The organism is Seonamhaeicola sp., assembly GCF_028281565.1.
Lineage (GTDB): Bacteria > Bacteroidota > Bacteroidia > Flavobacteriales > Flavobacteriaceae > Seonamhaeicola.
This window is the reverse complement of record NZ_JANQJQ010000016.1, coordinates 1-20,307: the sequence shown is the minus strand read 5'-3', so window position 1 is coordinate 20,307 and position 20,307 is coordinate 1. Positions and strand designations below refer to the sequence as shown.

17 protein-coding genes are annotated in these 20,307 nt (G+C 37.9%); 10 read left to right on the top strand and 7 right to left on the bottom strand.

Going from position 1 to position 20,307, the window contains the following annotated elements; genetic code table 11:
• The first annotated feature begins 106 nt into the window (after nt 1-106).
• Nucleotides 107-1,960, top strand: a complete 1,854-nt coding sequence (locus tag Q0983_RS07890; protein ID WP_299551038.1) for a tetratricopeptide repeat protein — start codon at nt 107-109, stop codon at nt 1,958-1,960.
• 224 nt (nt 1,961-2,184) lie between these two features.
• Nucleotides 2,185-4,422: a hypothetical protein gene (locus Q0983_RS07885; RefSeq protein ID WP_299551037.1), complete on the top strand. Its 2,238-nt coding sequence runs from the start codon at nt 2,185-2,187 to the stop codon at nt 4,420-4,422.
• Nucleotides 4,423-4,592: 170 nt separating this feature from the next.
• Here Q0983_RS07885 and Q0983_RS07880 read toward each other — a convergent pair whose 3' ends face one another.
• Both Q0983_RS07880 and bshC read right to left on the bottom strand, forming a co-directional pair.
• Nucleotides 4,593-5,963, bottom strand: coding sequence for an aminotransferase class V-fold PLP-dependent enzyme (locus tag Q0983_RS07880; RefSeq protein WP_299551036.1), 1,371 nt, complete (start codon nt 5,961-5,963; stop codon nt 4,593-4,595).
• Nucleotides 5,964-5,966: 3 nt separating this feature from the next.
• Complete coding sequence (gene bshC / locus Q0983_RS07875) at nt 5,967-7,577, bottom strand: bacillithiol biosynthesis cysteine-adding enzyme BshC (RefSeq protein WP_299551035.1); 1,611 nt, start codon at nt 7,575-7,577, stop codon at nt 5,967-5,969.
• A gap of 223 nt (nt 7,578-7,800) precedes the next feature.
• On the opposite strand from bshC, the gene Q0983_RS07870 reads away from it, so the two are divergent.
• The 3 genes from Q0983_RS07870 to Q0983_RS07860 all read left to right on the top strand — a co-directional run bounded on the left by Q0983_RS07870 (nt 7,801) and on the right by Q0983_RS07860 (nt 10,223).
• Complete coding sequence (locus tag Q0983_RS07870) at nt 7,801-9,069, top strand: carboxypeptidase-like regulatory domain-containing protein (protein ID WP_299551034.1); 1,269 nt, start codon at nt 7,801-7,803, stop codon at nt 9,067-9,069.
• A 211-nt stretch (nt 9,070-9,280) separates the two neighbouring features.
• Nucleotides 9,281-9,862: a TIGR00730 family Rossman fold protein gene (locus tag Q0983_RS07865; RefSeq protein ID WP_299551033.1), complete on the top strand. Its 582-nt coding sequence runs from the start codon at nt 9,281-9,283 to the stop codon at nt 9,860-9,862.
• A 13-nt stretch (nt 9,863-9,875) separates the two neighbouring features.
• Nucleotides 9,876-10,223: a VOC family protein gene (locus Q0983_RS07860; RefSeq protein WP_299551032.1), complete on the top strand. Its 348-nt coding sequence runs from the start codon at nt 9,876-9,878 to the stop codon at nt 10,221-10,223.
• 24 nt (nt 10,224-10,247) lie between these two features.
• Here Q0983_RS07860 and Q0983_RS07855 read toward each other — a convergent pair whose 3' ends face one another.
• The gene (locus Q0983_RS07855) at nt 10,248-10,682 is read right to left on the bottom strand and encodes a cupin domain-containing protein (protein WP_299551031.1); all 435 of its coding nucleotides are present in this window, start codon (nt 10,680-10,682) and stop codon (nt 10,248-10,250) included.
• Nucleotides 10,683-10,754: 72 nt separating this feature from the next.
• On the opposite strand from Q0983_RS07855, the gene Q0983_RS07850 reads away from it, so the two are divergent.
• Complete coding sequence (locus tag Q0983_RS07850) at nt 10,755-11,348, top strand: TetR/AcrR family transcriptional regulator (RefSeq protein WP_299551029.1); 594 nt, start codon at nt 10,755-10,757, stop codon at nt 11,346-11,348.
• 79 nt (nt 11,349-11,427) lie between these two features.
• Nucleotides 11,428-13,095 (top strand): formate--tetrahydrofolate ligase, encoded by a 1,668-nt coding sequence (locus tag Q0983_RS07845; protein ID WP_299551026.1) that lies wholly within the window; start codon nt 11,428-11,430, stop codon nt 13,093-13,095.
• 58 nt (nt 13,096-13,153) lie between these two features.
• Here Q0983_RS07845 and Q0983_RS07840 read toward each other — a convergent pair whose 3' ends face one another.
• The 4 genes from Q0983_RS07840 to Q0983_RS07825 all read right to left on the bottom strand — a co-directional run bounded on the left by Q0983_RS07840 (nt 13,154) and on the right by Q0983_RS07825 (nt 16,494).
• On the bottom strand, nt 13,154-14,050 hold the full coding sequence (locus tag Q0983_RS07840; protein WP_299551023.1) for a hypothetical protein: 897 nt from the start codon (nt 14,048-14,050) through the stop codon (nt 13,154-13,156).
• Nucleotides 14,051-14,176: 126 nt separating this feature from the next.
• The gene (murA, locus tag Q0983_RS07835) at nt 14,177-15,490 is read right to left on the bottom strand and encodes a UDP-N-acetylglucosamine 1-carboxyvinyltransferase (RefSeq protein ID WP_299551020.1); all 1,314 of its coding nucleotides are present in this window, start codon (nt 15,488-15,490) and stop codon (nt 14,177-14,179) included.
• 8 nt (nt 15,491-15,498) lie between these two features.
• Nucleotides 15,499-16,131 carry a DUF4290 domain-containing protein gene (locus tag Q0983_RS07830; protein WP_299551017.1) on the bottom strand — a complete coding sequence of 211 codons (633 nt, stop codon included), beginning with the start codon at nt 16,129-16,131 and terminating at the stop codon, nt 15,499-15,501.
• 69 nt (nt 16,132-16,200) lie between these two features.
• The gene (locus tag Q0983_RS07825; RefSeq protein WP_299551014.1) at nt 16,201-16,494 is read right to left on the bottom strand and encodes a DUF493 family protein; all 294 of its coding nucleotides are present in this window, start codon (nt 16,492-16,494) and stop codon (nt 16,201-16,203) included.
• 214 nt (nt 16,495-16,708) lie between these two features.
• Here Q0983_RS07825 and Q0983_RS07820 point away from each other — a divergent pair, with 214 nt between their 5' ends.
• The 3 genes from Q0983_RS07820 to fmt are packed head-to-tail and all read left to right on the top strand — an operon-like array spanning nt 16,709 to nt 20,093.
• Nucleotides 16,709-17,242, top strand: coding sequence for an ATP-binding protein (locus tag Q0983_RS07820; protein ID WP_299551011.1), 534 nt, complete (start codon nt 16,709-16,711; stop codon nt 17,240-17,242).
• 8 nt (nt 17,243-17,250) lie between these two features.
• Entirely contained in the window at nt 17,251-19,149 is a 1,899-nt protein-coding gene (locus Q0983_RS07815) for a RecQ family ATP-dependent DNA helicase (protein ID WP_299551008.1), read from the top strand.
• The gene (fmt, locus tag Q0983_RS07810; RefSeq protein ID WP_299551007.1) at nt 19,146-20,093 is read left to right on the top strand and encodes a methionyl-tRNA formyltransferase; all 948 of its coding nucleotides are present in this window, start codon (nt 19,146-19,148) and stop codon (nt 20,091-20,093) included. The genes Q0983_RS07815 and fmt overlap by 4 nt, the downstream gene beginning before the upstream one ends.
• Nucleotides 20,094-20,307: the final 214 nt, after the last annotated feature.

The following is a 20,307-nucleotide window of genomic DNA, read 5'->3' as shown; positions in this document are numbered from 1 at the left end:
AACACATTGTGAATAGTATCATGGACGACCATTTCCTATTTAATCTAATAAAAGGTTGATTTTCAACTAATAAATGCTATTTTTATAACACCAGCCTATTCCAGCCATGAAAAAATTCAGTTTCGCCTTCCTTTATTTCCTTTTCTCTATTGCAGTAACCGGTCAGGAAAACAAAACCCTGGATAGTTTACTCCTGATTTTCGGAAGGCAAACTCAAAGTATTGAAAAAGTACATACTGCTGAACATATTTTTATCCAAAGCAGACAGTCAAATCCGAAACTGGCTTTAGAATATTTGCATAAGGGATTATCCATTTCGAAGGCTATTAAATTTTCTGAGGGCCTTGCCAAAGCCTATAAAAATCTGGGGCACTATTATGTCAATTATCACAACCTGGATTCTTTGAGATATTACTTTAAAAAATCAGAAAGCGCCTATAAAAAATTAAAGGATCAAACATCCCTTTTTAAAGTTTTACATGCCTGGAACCGGACTGAAAACCTTGAGGGTAATTTTAACTATGCCTTGGAACTTTCCAATAAATCAATAGCCATTGCCAAAACACTGCAAAATGGTTTAATGTTAAGTGATGCATACCAACAGCAATCCACCATTTACCTTGACAACGGGAATTACAAAAGTGCTTTGGAACAGTTAATAAATGCCTCAAAGGTACTGGACACCTTAAAAACCAAACACCCTTTAAAAGAAGCTATAATTAAAATTGGTATTGGGCGTACAGAAACCTTAAGAAATAATAATAAGGAAGCTATTCCTTATTTAGAAGGTGGTTTATCCATCCTGGAAGACCTAAAGCATCATAAGTGGCTGGCCATAGCTTATATGGAACTTGGGAACACTCATTACGACTTAAAAAACTATGATAAAGCCCTTTTAAATTATAATAAAGGCTTAAAAATAAGCAGAACGCAAAAATGGGATAACTTTATTGCACCTTATTTAGAAAATATAGGCGCTGTCTTTTTAGATAAAAAGGACTATGATAAAGCCTTGGAGTATTTTTTCAATTCTAACAAAATCTCATCTAAACACGGTTCAGTAAATAATCAAATCATTTATTTAAACGATGTTGCTTCCGCCTATTTAGGAAAAAAGGATTATAACCGGGCCTTAAACTACTATACTCAAGCTATTCAATTAGCAGACTCTATCGGGTCTCTTGATAATTTATCCGATAACTACAAAGAACGTGCTGAAGCCTACCGGGAAAAAGGCGACTACAGAAATGCCATTACAGACTATAAAAAGCATATGGTATTAAATGATTCGCTTTTCAATACTGTGAAAGCTAAGCAAATTGATGAGTTAAAAACACAATACGAAACCGAAAAAAAAGAACAGGAAATACAGCTTCAAAACAAAGAAATAGATCTGCTTAGGCAAAAAGAAAAAAACAATAATTTACAGCGCCTGCTTTTAGGGATTGGGTTGCTCTTGTCACTCCTTGGGTTTTATGCGGTTAGACAAAAATTAAAGCGGAACAAATTAGAAAAAGAAAAAGTGGAATCTGAACTGGCCTTTAAAAAGAAAGAGCTCACCACGCATGCACTCCACTTAGCCAAAAAGAATGAGGTTTTAGAAGGCTTAAAACAAAAAGCTAAAGCATTTAAAGCTTCCGACACTAATCAAAATGGTTATCAGCAACTGATACAAACCATTAATTTTGATCTAAAGGACGATAACAACTGGGAGAATTTCAGCAAATATTTTCAGGAAGTCCATAAAGATTTTAATAATAATGTCAAACAAAAGTTTCCTGAAGTTACGTCTAATGAATTGCGTTTAATGTCGCTTTTAAAAATGAACCTATCCTCTAAAGAAATTGCAAACATTCTCAATATTTCACCGGAAGGCATTAAAAAAGCACGTTATCGTCTCAGAAAAAAGTTAGATATCGCTACTGAAGATTCGCTTCAGGATCTAGTGCTAAGTCTTTAAACATTATGGGTTTATAAGCCTGTCCACCGTTTGTCTTTTCGCCTATTTAAAGGTGTCCACCTATTGTCCCCTCTCTAAATTTTCCCTGCAGTAATTCTTAAGGTAAGTTTGTTTTGTCATCAATTTGACAAACCGTTTTGTGATGTCTTGCGCTAATATGGGCTGCAGACCACCAGAGCGCAAGGTCTCGCAAAACCAAGTTCTAATCACAAAACAGCCAAATCATGAAAACACTTGACAAATTACGTGCTCCCTTTTTATTGTTACTAGTTTTTGCAATGCTCCCTAATTGTTCAACTAATACAGAACCGGTAGACATTCCGGCGGCCAATAATGGTGAAATATCCAACCTGAATATCACACCAAATGGTCATGTGACCCAAACAGAAAACGGTTATATCGTAGACGGAAGCCTCACCATTGGCACAGAAACTTCAGGCGATATTATATTTGAAAATGCTAATCTTGATGTTGAATTTGACGATAACGGCACCCTGGTTGGTGTTTCCGGAACCTCCGATATTCCACCAACCAATAATTATTTTGAATTTGAAAATCCCGTTCAGGCAGATGTCGGTTATTTTTTAGGGAAATTTTTAAATGAAAACAGGGATTTTGAGATACAGTTAGTAGAGGATCGCTATTATTTTGTTTTCCACATTTCGGTTAATATTGAATTAAAAGTGGGTGCCAATGACGACCCTGAAGCTCATAAACCCCTTTCAATTAAAGCACCTGTTGGTGGCCATATAACATTTATTGCCGATTATACCGATCCTATGTTTTTCTTTTCTCTTGGGGGTGATGCCCTGGGTGGAAATGATGGCAGCGGTAATAATAATGGCGGAAATGGTAATAGCGGTGGAAGTAGTAACAACGGCAACTCAAGCCATTCAAAATTAGGCAGTGTGAGTTTTGGAGCTTCCTGGGAATCCAATTTTACTTTTATTCCGACAAACCCGGTTGAAGGTCATGTAGTTTCATTCGAAGCCAATCAGGTTACAGGGGGTTCCGTGTCATTTTTTAAAGTATTGGAAGCTTCCGGTATGTACTATCAAAACAGGGGGTTCGACGTAAACGCCAACTTTGATGAGCCCATGGAATCCAATTTTGGAGCACATTATCGAGCCGGCATCAATGGCAAACTGGATTTTTCATTTGATATTGCTTCATTTATATCATTTGGCTTCCCCATAGGCTCGGGGAGTGCTGCCATTGTAGCCGAAGCCAGTACTAATAATGGTGTTATAGCAAAAGCTTTTATTAACGGATTGGTGGAGCCGGATCTTACATGGTGGCCGGACATTATTCCGGTGGCCCCAAGTGGCCATATGAATGCTTATGGTTTTGTGGAACAAACCGGAACCTTTGATATTGGCTTATCCGGTGCATTTAATTTAGAGACCCCAACGGGTACGAAATCCATTGGTGGTGGTATGCGGGTAACACCAGAAGCTTTTACTATGGAAGGACAGGTTACTATTGACGATGAAACTTGGGAAGCCCATGCTACTTTTACAACGGACGAAACCAAAATGGTTGCCTATCCACCCGGAAATTTCACCGATGGTATTTCGGATACAGTTACGGCTCAAATTGATGCGGCCATTGCTACCACCGAACAAGCGATCGCTGACGTGGAGGCAGCAAATGAACGTTATGAATTAGAATTGAGCCTAAGAGGATTAAGAACAGCCCTTCCGGGGATTATTGACCGGGCTCAGGATGAAATTGACAAGGCCGTGTCTTCGGCTATATCCAGTGCTGAAAGTCAGGCCAATACTATTGTAAGTGACAATGGTGCTGCCTTGTGCAGTACTAATATAACCTCCCAGGTCAATTCGGTGGTAAAACCATATAAAGATGCTTTAAACCGGCTAAAAAATGCTGTAAACGATTCCAATGATAACGCACAGACCCGTGCAGAGCTAGAAGCCGCGTTACGCCATCTTGCCAGTTTGGACAAAATAAATAAAACCGTAAAAGTTACCATTACCTATGGCAATAAAGCCAATATCCTGTTCAGCAAATGTGCGGCCTGGTCGGATTCCACCACCCGAAACCGAACTATTAATGCTACGGTCTTAAACAGTGAACAAGTAGCCCAGTTATTGGAAGCGGCAGATAATGTACAATATATTGCCGAAGCCGAAGGTATTAAGTTCGATGCGCAAATTATTCTTGATAATTTACCGACTATAGAGGATTTGGAAAATTTAAAAACCGGAGTTCAAGACTGTATTTCAGAACTTACAGACAATTTAAGCGGATCAGGATTTGTTTATGATCACGATACTAAAGCATTTACACCATTCATAATTCTAAATGGTGAAGAAAAAGAAGTTGAAACTTTTGATATTTTTAATGGAGACGACATGATCAAACAGGCCCGTATTGAAACAACAAGCTGCAATCCGGACGGCGCTCTTAAAAAATTAATTGACGATGCTAAAAACAAATAAGCTTATAATAACACTGTTATAAAGCTAAGAAGCTGTCTAAAAGCGGGGGTTGTCAACCTGAATTTATTTCAGGTTCTCATAGCGACTGATAACCATCAAGATGAGATTCTGAAACTAGTTCAGAATGACAATTTTAGTACTTTTTAGACAGCCTCTTTTATGGTTAAAACTCATGCCATGGAGTCCAGGATAGCTTCTATATCCTTTTCAGTGGTATCCGGATTGATAAAACAAAAACGGGACACAGTTTCAAAAGAATCACCTGTTTTCCATTTTGTAGGCGTTATTAAAGCAAAGCCTTTTCTATGATTTTCATAGGTCCATTGCCTGTAATCATTTGGTTCCCATCCTACTCTCCTGTATAAAACGCATGACAGGCTTGGCTCCCTGACCAATTCTACATGTGGTCTATCTTCTATCATCTTACCGGCTATTTGTGCCAACTCCAAACCGCGTTCTATAGCCTCTTTATATTTATCCGTTCCGTGAGTTGCCAATGAAAACCACAGGGGCAATCCTCTAACCCGACGTGTTAATTGGATTTGATAATCAGTTGGATTGAAACCGTGGGCACCTTCATCTTTAAAAATCTCTAAATACGAACCTTCCTGCGCATGCGCCTTTTTAGCTAATTCCGGATTTTTATAGACCACAGCACCGCAATCATAGGGTGAAAACATCCATTTATGAGGATCTATAGTAACACTATCGGCTTTTTCAATACCGTTGAACAGATGCCTTACAGAATCTGCAACTAAAGCACCGCCGCCATAAGCTGCGTCCACGTGAAACCAAAGAGCTTCCTTCTCACATACGGTCGCTATGTTTTCCAAATCGTCAATGATACCTGCATTGGTAGTACCTCCGGTGGCCACCACAGCAAATAACCGTTTGCGTTGATGCACCGTTAAGGAATCAATACAATTTTGCAAGGCGTTACCGGACATAACATCTTCGGTATCTACCAAAAGAATATCAACATCGGCCACTTTGGCCATAGCTTTAATTGACGAGTGCGCTCCAATGGATGTAATGATCAAGCCTTTTTCACCTTTAAACGTATCGTCTTCGCGCCAGTATTCCCTGGCCGTAACAATAGCTGAAAGGTTCGCTGCTGTGCCACCGCTGGTAAAGACGCCAAAAGCTCCTTCAGGCATGCCTGTAAGGGATACGATCCATGACATAGCTTCGTTTTCACAAAAGATTCCTCCCGCGCCTTCCATCCAATAAGCGCCATGGATACTTGAAGCAGACGTTACTAAATCAAACATAATGGCAGCCCTGGTTGGAGAAGCCGGTACAAAAGCCAGATGTCTTGGGTGGTCTATAGGAACTGTAGCCTTAGATAAATACTTTTTCCACATTTTAAAAGCATACTCACCACCTACCCCCTCCCGGGTAATCGTTTCTCCAACTAATGCTTTTAATTCTTCTGCCTTTTGGGGTTGCCCGATTTTCCGTTTGGTTGCGGATACTCTGTCTATGGTATATTTCATGACATCCATAGTCATTTCAACTAAATCAATATCAATCTTATGCATTACTTACATATTTAATATTAGAAACTCACTCTGAAGTGGTTTTAAATTTTCGATCAGTTTAGGTATTAATTGATCGCCATATTCCAGGTAGAACTCAGAGAAATTGGTATTGCGCTCTTGTAGACTACTATTGGGAAACAATTGATTTTGAAGTTCTGTCATTCTGGAAACCTGGTCTGACAGAACTTTCTTTTGTGCCGTTAACAAACGTTTTTCCAATTTGTCCAATCCTTTCAGTTGTTTTACTTCCTGGGCCTTAACAGCTCCCAAAAACGATTTATCGGTTTGGTCTGCCAAAGAAAATAAGTCTTCAAATTGTTGTTTTAAGACAGCTTTCTGTTCTGAAAAATCAATATTAATATTAGATATTTCCCTAACCTTTTTATTGATAAACGCATCCCGCTTTAAAAAGATGGTTTCTTTTGAGATATTTAAATTCCGAAGCTTTTTTGCCTGACTTTCCGTTTGGATCAACACAGAATTTCTCAGCAGCAATATTGGGAAAGGTACTTTAACAGCATTAAAAAACGCTTTTAGCTGAAACCAATACGCCAATTCACCGCCACCGCCTATATAACATAGGTTCGGCAAAACGACTTCCTGGTATAACGGACGCATAATAACGTTAGGTGAAAATCGCTCCGGGAACTCAGAAACCTCTTTTAATATCTCATCCCGGTTCCAGGAAATATCCGTATTTAAAACCTTATAAACACTATCTTCAAGTACAATACGCTCCCGTAAATTCTCTTTTAAATAAAACAGATTGATCTCACGTGGGTTGACCTGTATTTTATAGGGTTGATCTGATAAGTCGCTTAATTGCTTATTGGTCTCAGACACCTTTTTAAAAGACGTCTGATTGGTCAATTCTTCTTTAATAAAAGGCACAAACAATTTCTTTAAATCCGCATGGTTCCCATCGATGATCACCAAACCATAGTCTTTAAATAAGGCATTAGCCAAATAACGGGTAGCATCTGCTAAATTATCATGATCCAAATAAGCATTTTCAAATAACCCTTTTAATACTTCTGCTTTTTGGTCCAGGCCAAATTCACCGTCAAGCACTTTAAAAACATCTTTTAAACCCTCGATTGACAACTCCCCTACGGCGCCATCAGCTGTTCTATTCCACTGGACTTTTTTGCCTCTGAAATTAAAATAATTGATTTCATCAAAATCATGGTCTTCCGTAGCCATCCAATAAACCGGTACAAAATTATGATCAGGATATTGCTGCTTTAATTCATTTGAAAGGTTAATGGTGGAAACTATTTTATATAAAAAATAAAGCGGTCCCGTGAACAAATTAAGCTGGTGACCTGTAGTAATAGTGAAGGTGTTAACTTCTTTTAAAGCCTCTATATTTTGAAATGTTAATTCTGAAGCTGCCACATTTACATATTGCTTCTTTAAAACCGAGACCAATGCCTTTCTGTGTGATTCTGAAACAAGTTCAGAATGCCGTTTCTCGTCTATTTGAGTCTGAAAATTTTCTATAGCGGGAAATCTGTTGTAAAACGGTTTCAGAGCTGGTTTTTGTTCCAGATAATCACAGATCAATGATGAAAAATAACCGGTTTTTTTAAATGAAATAGTGTCTGATGACATAGGTGCTATTAAATTTGAATGTAAATATACTGTTATTACATTTTGAATTTCTAAAAAATAAGTTAAGACTTGGTCCAAAAATCAGGCAATAAACTAACTTACAGCGTTTGTAAATAAGAAAAATACCGTTTTACTAAATAAATGTTAAACCCCGCAAACCTTCCGGGTTTTAGTGCTTTTTTTCGTATCTTATTAGCACTTAAACATTTAAACTTAATACGTCATGAAAAATAAACGCCCTTTTTACCGTACATTGGTGACGGTTTGCCTTTTTGTTATTTGTGGCACCGGTTTTTTAACGGCACAAAACATATCCAACTTCTTAGAGCTTAAAGGAACTGTTATAGATGAAAGCAACAGGAACCGCCTGGTTTTTGCAGATCTGGTTATTAAAGGTACCAACATCAGTACCGTTACTAATATGGATGGTGAATTTCTTTTAAAAGTCCCTACCGAACATGTTGAAGGCCTTGTTGTGGTCTCACATTTGGGTTACGAAAAGAAAGAAGTTGCCATTGCTTCCTTAAAAGGAAAGATTAAAATTACCCTGGTTCCTGCCGTTACTACGTTAGATGCCATTAACCTGATTGCCAGGCCGTCAAACGCTAAGGAATTAGTGCTAGAAACCTTGCGCAAAAAAGGGAGATTGTACAATAACGACAATACCTTAATGACTGCTTTCTACAGAGAAACCATTAAGAAGAGACGTAAAAACGCGTCGTTATCGGAAGCGGTGGTTAAAATTCATAAACAACCTTATACTAATTACAGAAAAGACAATATTGAACTGGTAAAAGCCAGAAAAAACACGGATTATTCCAGGTTAGATACCTTGGCTTTAAAACTACAGGGAGGCCCGTTCAGTAACCTTTATACCGACTTGGTGAAATACCCGGAATATATCTTTACCGAAGAAGATATTGATGATTATGATTTTAGCTTTGGTGAATCTACCAACATAAACAAAAAGTTAGTGTATGTTGTAAACTTTAAACAAAACACATTCATTAAAGATCCGCTATATTTTGGAAAACTTTATATTGATGCACAAACTTTAGCATTGACTAATGCGGTTTACAGCCTGAATGTTGAAAATAAAGAGTTGTCCAGTCAAATGTTTGTTCGTAAAAAACCCAGACGTGTTGACGTACATCCAACAAAAGCCACTTACAGGGTAAATTACCGCATTCAAAATGGTAAATGGCATTATGCCTACAGTAATATCCTGTTAAGCTTTAAAGTGAATTGGAAAGGTAAACTGTTTAACAGTGTTTATACATTGAACAGTGAAATGGCTGTGACCGATTGGGAAATTCACGAATCGAAATTTGCAAAGCTTAAAAACCAAATGTTACGCCCGACAACGATTTTGACTGATCAGGCTTCCGGTTTTTCAGATCCGGAATTCTGGGGCGAATACAACATTATAGAACCTGAAAAATCTATTGAAAATGCGATTGCCAAAATTAAAAAGCAATTGAAAAAAACTTAATAAATTTTAAGTCATATAAAACTAAATCCCGATAGATAATTTATCGGGATTTTTTTATGGAAGCCTTATAAAGTGCTACTTCTCTTTTACCTGGTTTTATAAAAGTAAGAAATAACTAAGCACAACAAATTGTACGGCTCATTACGGCCGAATTTCTTTATCACAAAATCACTCAAATTAATTACCTTTAGCCCTACTTTAAAAAGCCTATATGAATAAAATAGCTGTCTTTTGCGGTTCAAGTTTTGGTACCGATGCCATGTTTGAAGTTATGGCTAAACAACTGGGACAAGCACTGGCCAAAGAAAACATAGCATTAGTCTATGGTGGTGCCAATGTCGGGCTCATGCGAACCCTTGCTGATGCCGCCTTAGAGGAAAAAGGTATTGTTATTGGTGTGCTTCCGCACTTCTTAAAGTCGAAAGAAGTAGCCCATGAAGGACTAACCGAATTAATTTTGGTAGATACCATGCACGAGCGGAAAACCAAAATGAACGATTTGTGTGACGGTGTCATTGCGTTACCAGGCGGATTCGGCACCCTTGATGAACTTTTTGAAATGTTAACCTGGGGGCAATTAGGGCTACACAATAAACCCATCGGCATACTGAACGTTAACGGTTTCTATGATGAGCTAATCCATCTGTTTAATACTATGGTTTCCAAAGGCTTATTAAAAGAAACAAACAGGCAAATGGTAATGGTAAGTGATAACATTGATGACTTACTCCATAAAATGAAACACTACAAAGCGCCCACAGTAGGTAAATGGATCAAAAAAGAACAACTATAAAATTGTACTAAAAATGAATATCCCGGACAACCATATCAACTATGTAGAGTTTAAAGCCAAAGACCTTGAAAAAGTAAAAGCCTTTTACAGAAAAGCTTTCAACTGGGCTTTTACCGATTACGGGCCTACATATACCGCTTTTTCAGAAAGTGGCCTTGAAGGTGGTTTTGAACAATCGGATGATACCGTTGTAAATGGTGCCCTGGTTGTTTTATACCACCAGGATTTAACTGCCATTAAAGCTAAAATTATCGAATCCGGAGGCTCCATTTCTGTAGACATCTTTTCATTTCCGGGCGGACGTAGATTTCATTTCCTGGATCCTGCCGGAAATGAGCTTGCCGTTTGGTCTGATAAATAAAACTGAGGTAACGGGATTAACGCCTTAAACCTCAATAAGCATATCATAATCACTTGCTGTTTTAATAACTTCCTGAATGATCTCTGGAGTGACCGAACGTTCTTGAGCGTTTTCCTCAGTCTCAGAAACACCCATTTTTTCAAAAAAGTCTCTAAACCCTTTAGGGCTGTGAATATTTACCCATTTACAAGGTTTATCGCTCTTATTATTAAAGGTATGCAAGGTCTTCTTTGGTACATCAATAGACTCTCCCGCTTTAACGGTTTTAATGCTCCCATTTACAAAAAATTCCATTTCCCCTTCTAAAATTAAAAAGGATTCATCAAAAGAATTGTGAAAATGAGGTGGTGGTCCCTGAACCTTTGGTGGTGTTTCTGCTAACATAATATCATAATCTCCGGTGGTGTCGTAAGGTGTTACTTTATGCCCTAACACCCATTTGGTGGTTGATTGTTTCATTTTATGAGATTTTTGTCTCACAAACATAATAATGAATTTTGAATTCTGCAAATTTTATAAGACATTTGTCTCATGAACAAAGATTATATAGAAACCGGCAGGAAAAAGCAAAAGCTAAAGACCCGGAATAAAATACTGGCCAGTGCCAAAAAACTATTGAAAAAAGGAAAAGACTTTACCCTAGAACAAATTGCCGAAGATGCCGACATTTCCAGAGCCACTGTATATCGTTATTATTCCAGCGTAGACGTATTATCCCTTGAGGCCGGTTTGGATTGGCAAACCAAAAGCTCCGATGTTATTATTAATCCTCTGAAACATCAGGACATTGAGGCTATTATCAAAGGCATTCAGAATTATTTCAATAAGCTGACCTATGATAATGAAAAAGCCTTTAGAAAATACCTGAGTCATGCTATTACCTCAACCACCGAAGAAGGTAAAAGAGGCGCCAGGCGTGTTAAAACACTTGAACTGGCCTTAGAAAAAAACAACCTCAATTTATCTGAATCCGAACTTAAAAAATTTATAGTGGTGGCCACTGCCCTCATGGGCGTTGAAGCCTTGATAGTGACCAAGGACGTATGTGGTTTGGATAATAAAGAGGCCAATGAAACACTGCAATGGGGTCTGGAAAAACTGTTAAAGGGTCTAAGTAAAGATTAGCTTAGAAATCCGATTTCAAATTAAAACGCATAAACATGGTTATATTTCATATTTTTAAATCGATTTAAAACGCATACATATGACCGATTTACAAATAGCCAAAACCATTACATTAAAACCTATTTCTAAAATTGCTGAAAATTTCGGCATTCACCCGGATCAAATTGAAATGTATGGCAAGTATAAGGCTAAACTACCTTTACAAGCCATAAAAAAAACATCGGTTAAAAAAAGTAATCTTATTTTAGTCTCTGCCATATCGCCAACTCCTGCCGGTGAAGGCAAAACCACTATGTCTATTGGTTTATCCGAAGCCTTAAACCGGTTAAATAAAAAAGCAACCGTTGTTTTAAGGGAACCTTCATTAGGCCCGGTATTTGGCATTAAAGGTGGTGCCACCGGCGGCGGTTACTCACAAGTATTGCCTATGGAAGATATTAATCTTCATTTCACGGGTGATTTTGCCGCTATTGAAAAGGCCCATAACCTGCTGGCCGCTATTATAGATAATAACATTCAGAGTAAAACCAATTCGGTACGCCTAGACCCTAGAACCATTAGCTGGAAACGGGTTGTAGATCTAAACGACAGAGCTCTGAGGCGTGTTATTGTTGGTTTGGGAGGTACCACATCAGGAGTCCCAAGAGAGACCGGTTTTGATATCACCGCTGCTTCAGAAATTATGGCTATTCTCTGTTTAGCTGAAAACCTGACAGATCTAAAAAACAGGCTGGGCCATATTTTTGTTGGATATACCTATGACAAAAAACCGATTTACGCCAAAGACCTGAAAGCTCAGGGTGCTATGGCCGCATTACTAAAAGAGGCCATAAAACCCAATTTAGTCCAAACCATAGAGGGTAATCCGGCAATCATCCATGGAGGACCGTTTGCAAATATTGCCCAGGGGACTAATTCCGTTATAGGTACACTTATGGGCATGTCGCATTCCGAATACACCGTTACCGAAGCCGGTTTCGGATTTGATTTGGGTGCCGAAAAATTCTTCGATATTAAATGCCAGAATGCCGGACTAAAACCAAAAGTTGTAGTTTTAACCACTACTATCAGAGCGCTAAAATACCACGGTGGTGCCGATCTGAAATCCCTGACAACGCCTGATTTGGATGCCTTAAACAAGGGATTACCTAACCTGGAAAAACACCTTGAAAACATTACCAAGTTTCATGTGTTGCCTGTTGTCGCCATTAACAGGTTCACATCTGATAGTGCTGAAGAAATACAATGTATCAAAGATTTTGCTCTCTCTAAGGGGGTTAAAGTGGCTGTAGCCGATGTTTGGGCCAAAGGTGGTGAAGGTGCCATTGAATTAGCCGAACTTGTTATAGCTATAGCCAACTCGCAAGCTTCCGATTTTAAACCTCTGTATGATTGGAAATCGGATGTGAAAAGTAAAATAGCAACCATAGCCACAGAAATTTATGGTGCAGAACATGTTGATTATACTTCGAAAGCCAAAGCACACCTCAACAAAATAGCGGCATTAGGTTTAGAAGATTTACCGGTGTGTATTGCAAAAACCCAAAAGTCCCTGTCAGATAACCCAAAATTATTGGGGCGCCCAAAAGATTTTATTATCACGGTAAGAGCCATAGAAATTGCTGCAGGAGCCGGTTTTCTAATACCGATTACCGGAGACATTATGAGAATGCCCGGGTTACCTGCGCATCCGGCATCAGAAGGTATTGATATAAATGATGCCGGCGAGATTACCGGGTTGTTTTAACAATAAATTTACCAGAATTATCTGTTAAACATTCAACAATTGCCTTGGCAAAAGCGTATTATTCAAACTTCAGCTTATAAGCCATAACCTTGTTATGGAAAAACGTAGGCACAAGCAGTGTTTGTGTTTCCGGTATAAAATCGATGTCCGCTGCATTTATGGCTTGTTCCCTGGTATCTAATAAGGGCGTTTTACTCCAATCGCTGCTATGAATATAAAATAGTTCGCCTTTCCAGCTTGACGTAATAAAATCGCCATTCTCCAATTGATAGATCCCATCGCCGTGGCCAATATCTTCCGTTAACTTTTTAAATGTTTTTGAAGCGATATCATAAATCCCGAATTGATGTGTTCCCGAATCTAAATAATAAATGCCTTCTTTAGTGTGAAGTAAGCCGTTTAAACGCTTCAAACTATCTGCAGCAAATACACTTAATATATCATCTTTAATTTGATAAATAGTATTGGAGTTAGACCCTGAGGCATATACAATACCATCAGCATCAACGGTAATATCGTTTAACTGAGGATTATTTTCAACGGTATACTTATTTATGATCTTTTGAGATACTATGTCTATTTCTACAAGATCATCGATGTCGTTTACATATAATTTGCCATTGCTAATTCCCAAGCCTTTAGGAGCGCTCAACCCCTCTATCCATTTAAGGTTTGTGATGTCTCCTTTTAGGCTTATAGTAGAAATAAAACCGTTTCCATCTTTTTCCCAGGGGCTATTATTTATATTGGAGACATAAATGGTTTGTGATGATTTGTCATATAGAACAGCTTCGCAAGTAGTGAGTAATGAATCTGTTTCCCAAACCAGCTCTAATGCAGGTTTTAGTTTGATTACTTCGGCCTTTTCTTCCGATACTTTGGCCTTGTTTTTATTGTTACAAGACACTACAAATACTGAAATGAAAATGACAATTGGCAGCAGTGACTTTCGCATGGCGTTGATTTATTTACTATACTAACAAATAAACTAATTATTTGATAACAAACAGATGAAACTACTGTTAAACTTCAGGTTATGACACCATGGTTCATGAAGTTGATCAAAAAAAACTAATGAAGATCACTCAGTAACGCGCTCAATCCTAGCTCCTATGGCACGTAAACGCATATCAATATTTTCGTAACCGCGGTCTATTTGTTCAATATTCATAATGGTAGACGTTCCTTTAGCGGATAAGGCTGCTATAAGTAAAGACACACCGGCACGAATATCAGGTGAGGTCATGGTGGTTGCTTTCAACGTAGATTTAAAATCATGACCAATAACGGTTGCCCTGTGTGGATCACATAAAATGATCTTAGCCCCCATATCAATCAATTTATCCACAAAGAACAAACGGCTTTCAAACATCTTTTGATGTATCAGTACACTGCCTCTGGCCTGCGTAGCAACAACCAAAATAATACTCAGTAAATCCGGGGTAAACCCTGGCCACGGGGCATCTGAAATGGTTAAAATGGAGCCATCAATAAAACTTTGTATTTCATAACCATCGGTATGTGCAGGAATATGAATATCATCTCCTTGTTTTTCAACCGTGATACCCAGTTTTCTAAATACATTCGGAATCAAACCTAAATCATCCCAGGACACATTGGTAATGGTTAATTCGCTTTTAGTCATGGCCGCCAAACCAATCCAGCTACCTATCTCAATCATATCAGGTAACATGGTATGCTCAGTGCCTCCTAAACTGTCAACACCGTCAATGATCAGCATATTGGAACCAACACCATTGATCTTTGCGCCCATTCTGTTCAGCATTTTGCAAAGTTGCTGTAAATACGGTTCGCAGGCAGCGTTGTAAATAGTGGTTTGCCCTTCGGCTAAAACAGCAGCCATAACAATATTAGCCGTTCCGGTAACCGAGGCTTCCTCAAGAAGCATGTAGGTGCCTTTTAGCTTATCGGCTTCAACACCATAAAACTGGTCTTCTTTACTATAGCCAAACTTAGCCCCTAACTTAATAAAACCTTCAAAATGCGTGTCTAATCTGCGACGCCCAATTTTATCGCCTCCGGGCTTTGGTATGTAACCTCTGCCAAAACGCGCTAATAAGGGGCCAACAATCATGATAGAACCGCGTAAACCACGTCCGTCTACCTTAAATTCGTCTGACTCTAAATATTCTAAATTGAGATCATCCGCCTGGAATGAATAGGAGCCTTTGGAAAGTTTTTCAATCTTAACGCCCAGTTTTTTTAATAAACTGATCAGCTTATTGACATCAACAATATCGGGAATATTGTTAATGGTAACTTTTTCAGGGGTTAGTAAAACAGCACATAAAATTTGTAACGCTTCGTTTTTTGCACCTTGTGGCTGTATGCTCCCTTTGAGCTGATGGCCACCTTCAATTTTAAATACTCCCATGCTTTACTTTAGTAGCGTTTTCTTTGTCTGCCTTGTTTTTTATGATGTTTTTTTCCGGAAAATTTGCTCTTGCTGCGCATTAAACTTGATGCATCAGACAAATCTTCTTCAGAATCCCTTAAATTGATCTTTCCACCGGATAATTCGAATAAATGGTCGTAAATAACAATATCTTCAACCGTGTCTTTATTCCAATTTAAAAAACACTTTTTCATATGGTTTGCTATGGTGTAAACCAGGGCTTCTTTAAGTTCGCCTTCTTCCCAGGTATTGGCAACGTCAATCATGGTTTTAATATTGTTGCCGTAAAAACGATATTTGGGGTGATTCTGCGGATATTTTAAGGGACCGGGACGTTCTGCCAAAAGCTCTTTTGTCGGTTTCGGGAAAGGCGAATCTACATCTAATTCAAAATTAGACATGATAAAAAGCTGGTCCCAAAGTTTATGTTGAAAATCCGGTACATCTCTTAGATGCGGTTGCATATTACCCATCACCGAAATAATAGCTTTAGCCAATTTATTGCGTTCTTCTCTGTCTTCAACGGTTTTCACATGATTGATCATTTTCTGCATATGGCGTCCATATTCAGGAATGATTAAATGCTCCCGCTCCGTGTTATATTCTAAAGTATCTATCAAAATAAAAAATATGTGGAATTAAATGTTTTGCAAGTAGTCTGTTCTGCATGTGCAAAATACAAAAAAATTCTAAAGACTTATCACGCCATCAACTTTTTCTGCTACTTCTTTATATTTTTCTATAACGCTATCCGGATCTCTCATCAATAAATTAACAGATACACTGGTATATTTGCCGTTTTTTGACTCTACGGTATTAATAACGGCGCCCATATTATCAAAAATAACTTCTAATTGGGCTATCTTCTTACTTTCCGATTTTACAATAAACTTATATAGATATTCTGCGGGCCAACTGGTAGTTTCATATAGTTGGTTTCTTAATTTATCGTAAAACTCTTCTGATTTTGATGATGAACTCATAGCATTTTTATATGCTGCAAATATACAGTTTCATACGTTTAAATTTTAGAATTATCTGTGGATAAATTAATTCTAAAATTGAGAACGCATGTAACCTTTGATAATCAAAATTATCAATTCCCCGAATTTTGATGATAATTTTAATGATGCCGGTTTCTCTTTCTATTTTTTTAATCAATTCTAAATTCCGATTTTTACATTTAAAATTATACGATTGGGAGCAAAAAAAGTTGTCATTACCGGGGGCCCGGGAACCGGAAAATCTACTATAATAAAAGAACTTATTAAACGGGGCTTTCCGTGTTTTGAAGAAATTTCAAGACAGGTTACTTTGGAAGCCCAAAAAGAAGGTATAGACCAGCTTTTTTTAACCCATCCGTTATTGTTCAGTGAACGTCTCTTAAACGGACGGCACCAACAGTTTATGGAGGCTACAAAATCTGAATCGGATCTTGTTTTTTTAGACCGTGGTGTCCATGATGTATTAGCTTATATGGATTTTATTGGTGACCCATATCCTCAAAACTTCATTGATGTTTGTAAAGCCAGTGTTTACGATAAGGCTTTTATCTTAAAACCCTGGAAAGCTATTTATACCAGTGATAACGAGCGTTACGAGAATTTTGATCAGGCGCTTGAGATACACGAACATCTTATAAACTTGTACCAATCTTACAATTATAAGTTGATTGATGTCCCCTTCGGAACGGTTGAAGCACGTACTGATTTTATTCTGAATACGTTATAACAGGTGCTATGGAACATCCCATTAACATATTAGAACGCTATTGGAAATTCACTTCGTTTAAAAACAACCAGGAAGCCATTATTAATGCTGTTATTGAAGGTGAAGATACCTTTGTACTCTTACCAACCGGCGGTGGCAAATCGTTGTGCTTTCAAATACCGGCTTTAGTGAAAGAAGGTATTTGCATTGTGGTTTCACCGTTAATTGCTTTAATGAAAGACCAGGTACAAGCCTTAAATAATAAAGGGATTAAAGCATTAGCCATTACCAGTGGTATTTCATACAGTGATCTGGACACCCTTTTAGATAACTGCATTTACGGAAATTATAAGTTTTTGTATTTGTCACCTGAGCGTTTACAGCAGGAATTGGTTCAGGACCGCATCAGGCAAATGAATGTCAATCTGATCGCAGTTGACGAAGCCCATTGTATCTCACAATGGGGTAATGATTTCAGGCCGTCGTATAAAAACATCGCGATTTTGCGTCAGCTTCAGCCTTCGGCGAACGTGGTTGCTTTAACGGCCTCGGCTAAAACGGAAGTAGTGGAAGACATTGTCAAAGAGCTTGATTTTATTCAACCTAAAATATTCAGACAATCGTTTTTAAGGCCTAATATCGGGTATATGGTATATCATGAAAATGATAAGTATCACAGGCTGGAGACCATTCTTAAAAAGTATACCGAATCGTCTATCATCTATGTTAGAAATAGAAAATCAACCCTGGAAGTCAGTTCGTTTTTAGAATCGAAAAATATTTCTGCTACTTATTTCCATGGCGGACTTTCCAATGCCGAAAAGGAAACTCATATGACCGCCTGGTTAAACAATCAAAAGCAAGTGATGGTGGCTACCAATGCTTTCGGAATGGGTATTGATAAACCCGATGTAAAGACCGTTATCCATATAAACCTGCCCGAAAGTATTGAAAGCTATTTCCAGGAAGCCGGAAGAGCAGGAAGGAATGGAAAAAAAGCTTTTGCGGTCATTTTAAAGAACGACAGTGATGCGCAACTGGTAAAAAACCAGTTTTTAAGTGTATTGCCAACTGTGGATTTTATTAAACTGGTGTACAGAAAGTTGTGTAACTATTTTCAGATCTCCTATGGTGAAGGCGAATATACCACGCACAATTTCAACTTTAACGCTTTTTGCAAAACTTATAAGTTCAACACGATGTTATGCTATAATGCCCTGCAATTGTTAGACAGGAACAGCATCATAAATCTTTCAAAACAGTTTAAAAATAAGGCTACCGTGCAGTTTATAATGCCCAATTCAGCCATTTTTGACTATTTGGACAGTCACCAGGATTTAAACTTAATTGTAAAATCCATGTTAAGAATGTATGGCGGTATTTCTGATTACGAAACCAAAATAGATACCCTTAAAATATCTGCGAGAGCTTCAGTAACGGAATCTACTTTGATTAATGCGTTACACAGATTAGAAAAAGACGAGGTCATTACTTTAAACCTGGCCAAAACAGATGCCCAAATAACATTTATACAACCCAGGGAAGATGAAAAAACCATTAACAGAATAGCCACTACTATAGAACAGCAAAACAAACTGAAACAGCAACAGGTTAAAGCTATGCTTAATTATATTGAAAATGACCGTGTTTGTAAAAGCATGCAGCTTCTCTCCTACTTTGGTGAAAAAGACGTAACGCCTTGTGGTGTTTGTTCGGTCTGTATGGGCGCTAAAAAAAAGATTGAATCGAATGATATCACTACACTAAAAAGCCGTATTATTGGGCTCCTGGAACAGGGCGACTTGTCATCAAGGGCCATCATCTCCAATTTAAATTGCTCTGAAAACGATTTAAAAACCGTATTAAAGCTTTTATTGGAACACAATATTATTAGTATGACACCTACAAACACGTATAAATTAGTATGAGAGATTTAAGAATTGTTTTTATGGGTACACCAGACTTTGCGGTAGCCACTTTAAAAGCTCTGGTTGATAACCGGTATGATATTGTTGGTGTTATTACGGCTCCTGATAAACCTGCCGGCAGAGGGCGAAAACTCAATGAAAGTGCCGTAAAAAAATATGCCAAGGCAAACAACTTAAATATACTACAACCTACCAATTTAAAGAGCGAATCGTTTTTAGAAGAACTGAAAGCCCTTAAGGCCAACTTACAAATTGTAGTAGCTTTTAGAATGTTGCCCAAAGTGGTTTGGCAAATGCCGGAATACGGTACCTTTAATTTACACGCCTCCCTGCTACCAAACTACAGAGGGGCCGCTCCCATTAATTGGGCCCTTATTAATGGTGAAACCAAAACTGGGGTGTCTACTTTTTTTATTGATGAAAAAATTGATACCGGAGAAATGATCCTTCAGGAGGAAATAGCTATTGAACCGGAAGAAAATGCCGGTAGCCTTCATGATAAGTTAATGCATATTGGTAGTCGACTGGTTCAACGGACCGTATCGCTCATTGAGCATGGTGATGTTAAAACAACCCCACAAGTTGACACAAAAGATATTAAAACCGCCTATAAATTAAACAGAGACAACTGTAAAATCAACTGGAACGACTCTATTGATAACATTTACAATTTGATAAGAGGCTTAAGTCCGTATCCGGCAGCCTGGTGTACTTTAATTAATGGAGCAGATACACTGGACATCAAAATTTACACTGTTGAAAAGGAAATTGATACACATTCCCGGGAAACAGGGGCCGTCATTTCAACTAAAAACGAACTAAAGGTCGCTGTGTCAAATGGATACATCATTATAAAGGACATTAAGCTTCCAGGAAAACGCACCATGGATGTAAGTGCTTTACTAAACGGCTATTCTTTTGAAGTAAATGCAAAAATGCTCTAAACCCTTGTTACCACTGATATAAGAAAAATATCGATGAAATACATATCCTTTATTAACAAAAGCCCAAAGTTATTAACAAATGCAGGTTTTTCCCTTGCTATTACTTGTGTGGTACGATAATCCGTATAAATTTGTAGAGGATTTAACAAAAATGTTTAACCAATTTATTAATAATTAAACTTTATATTATGAACAAAACAGATTTAATCGATGC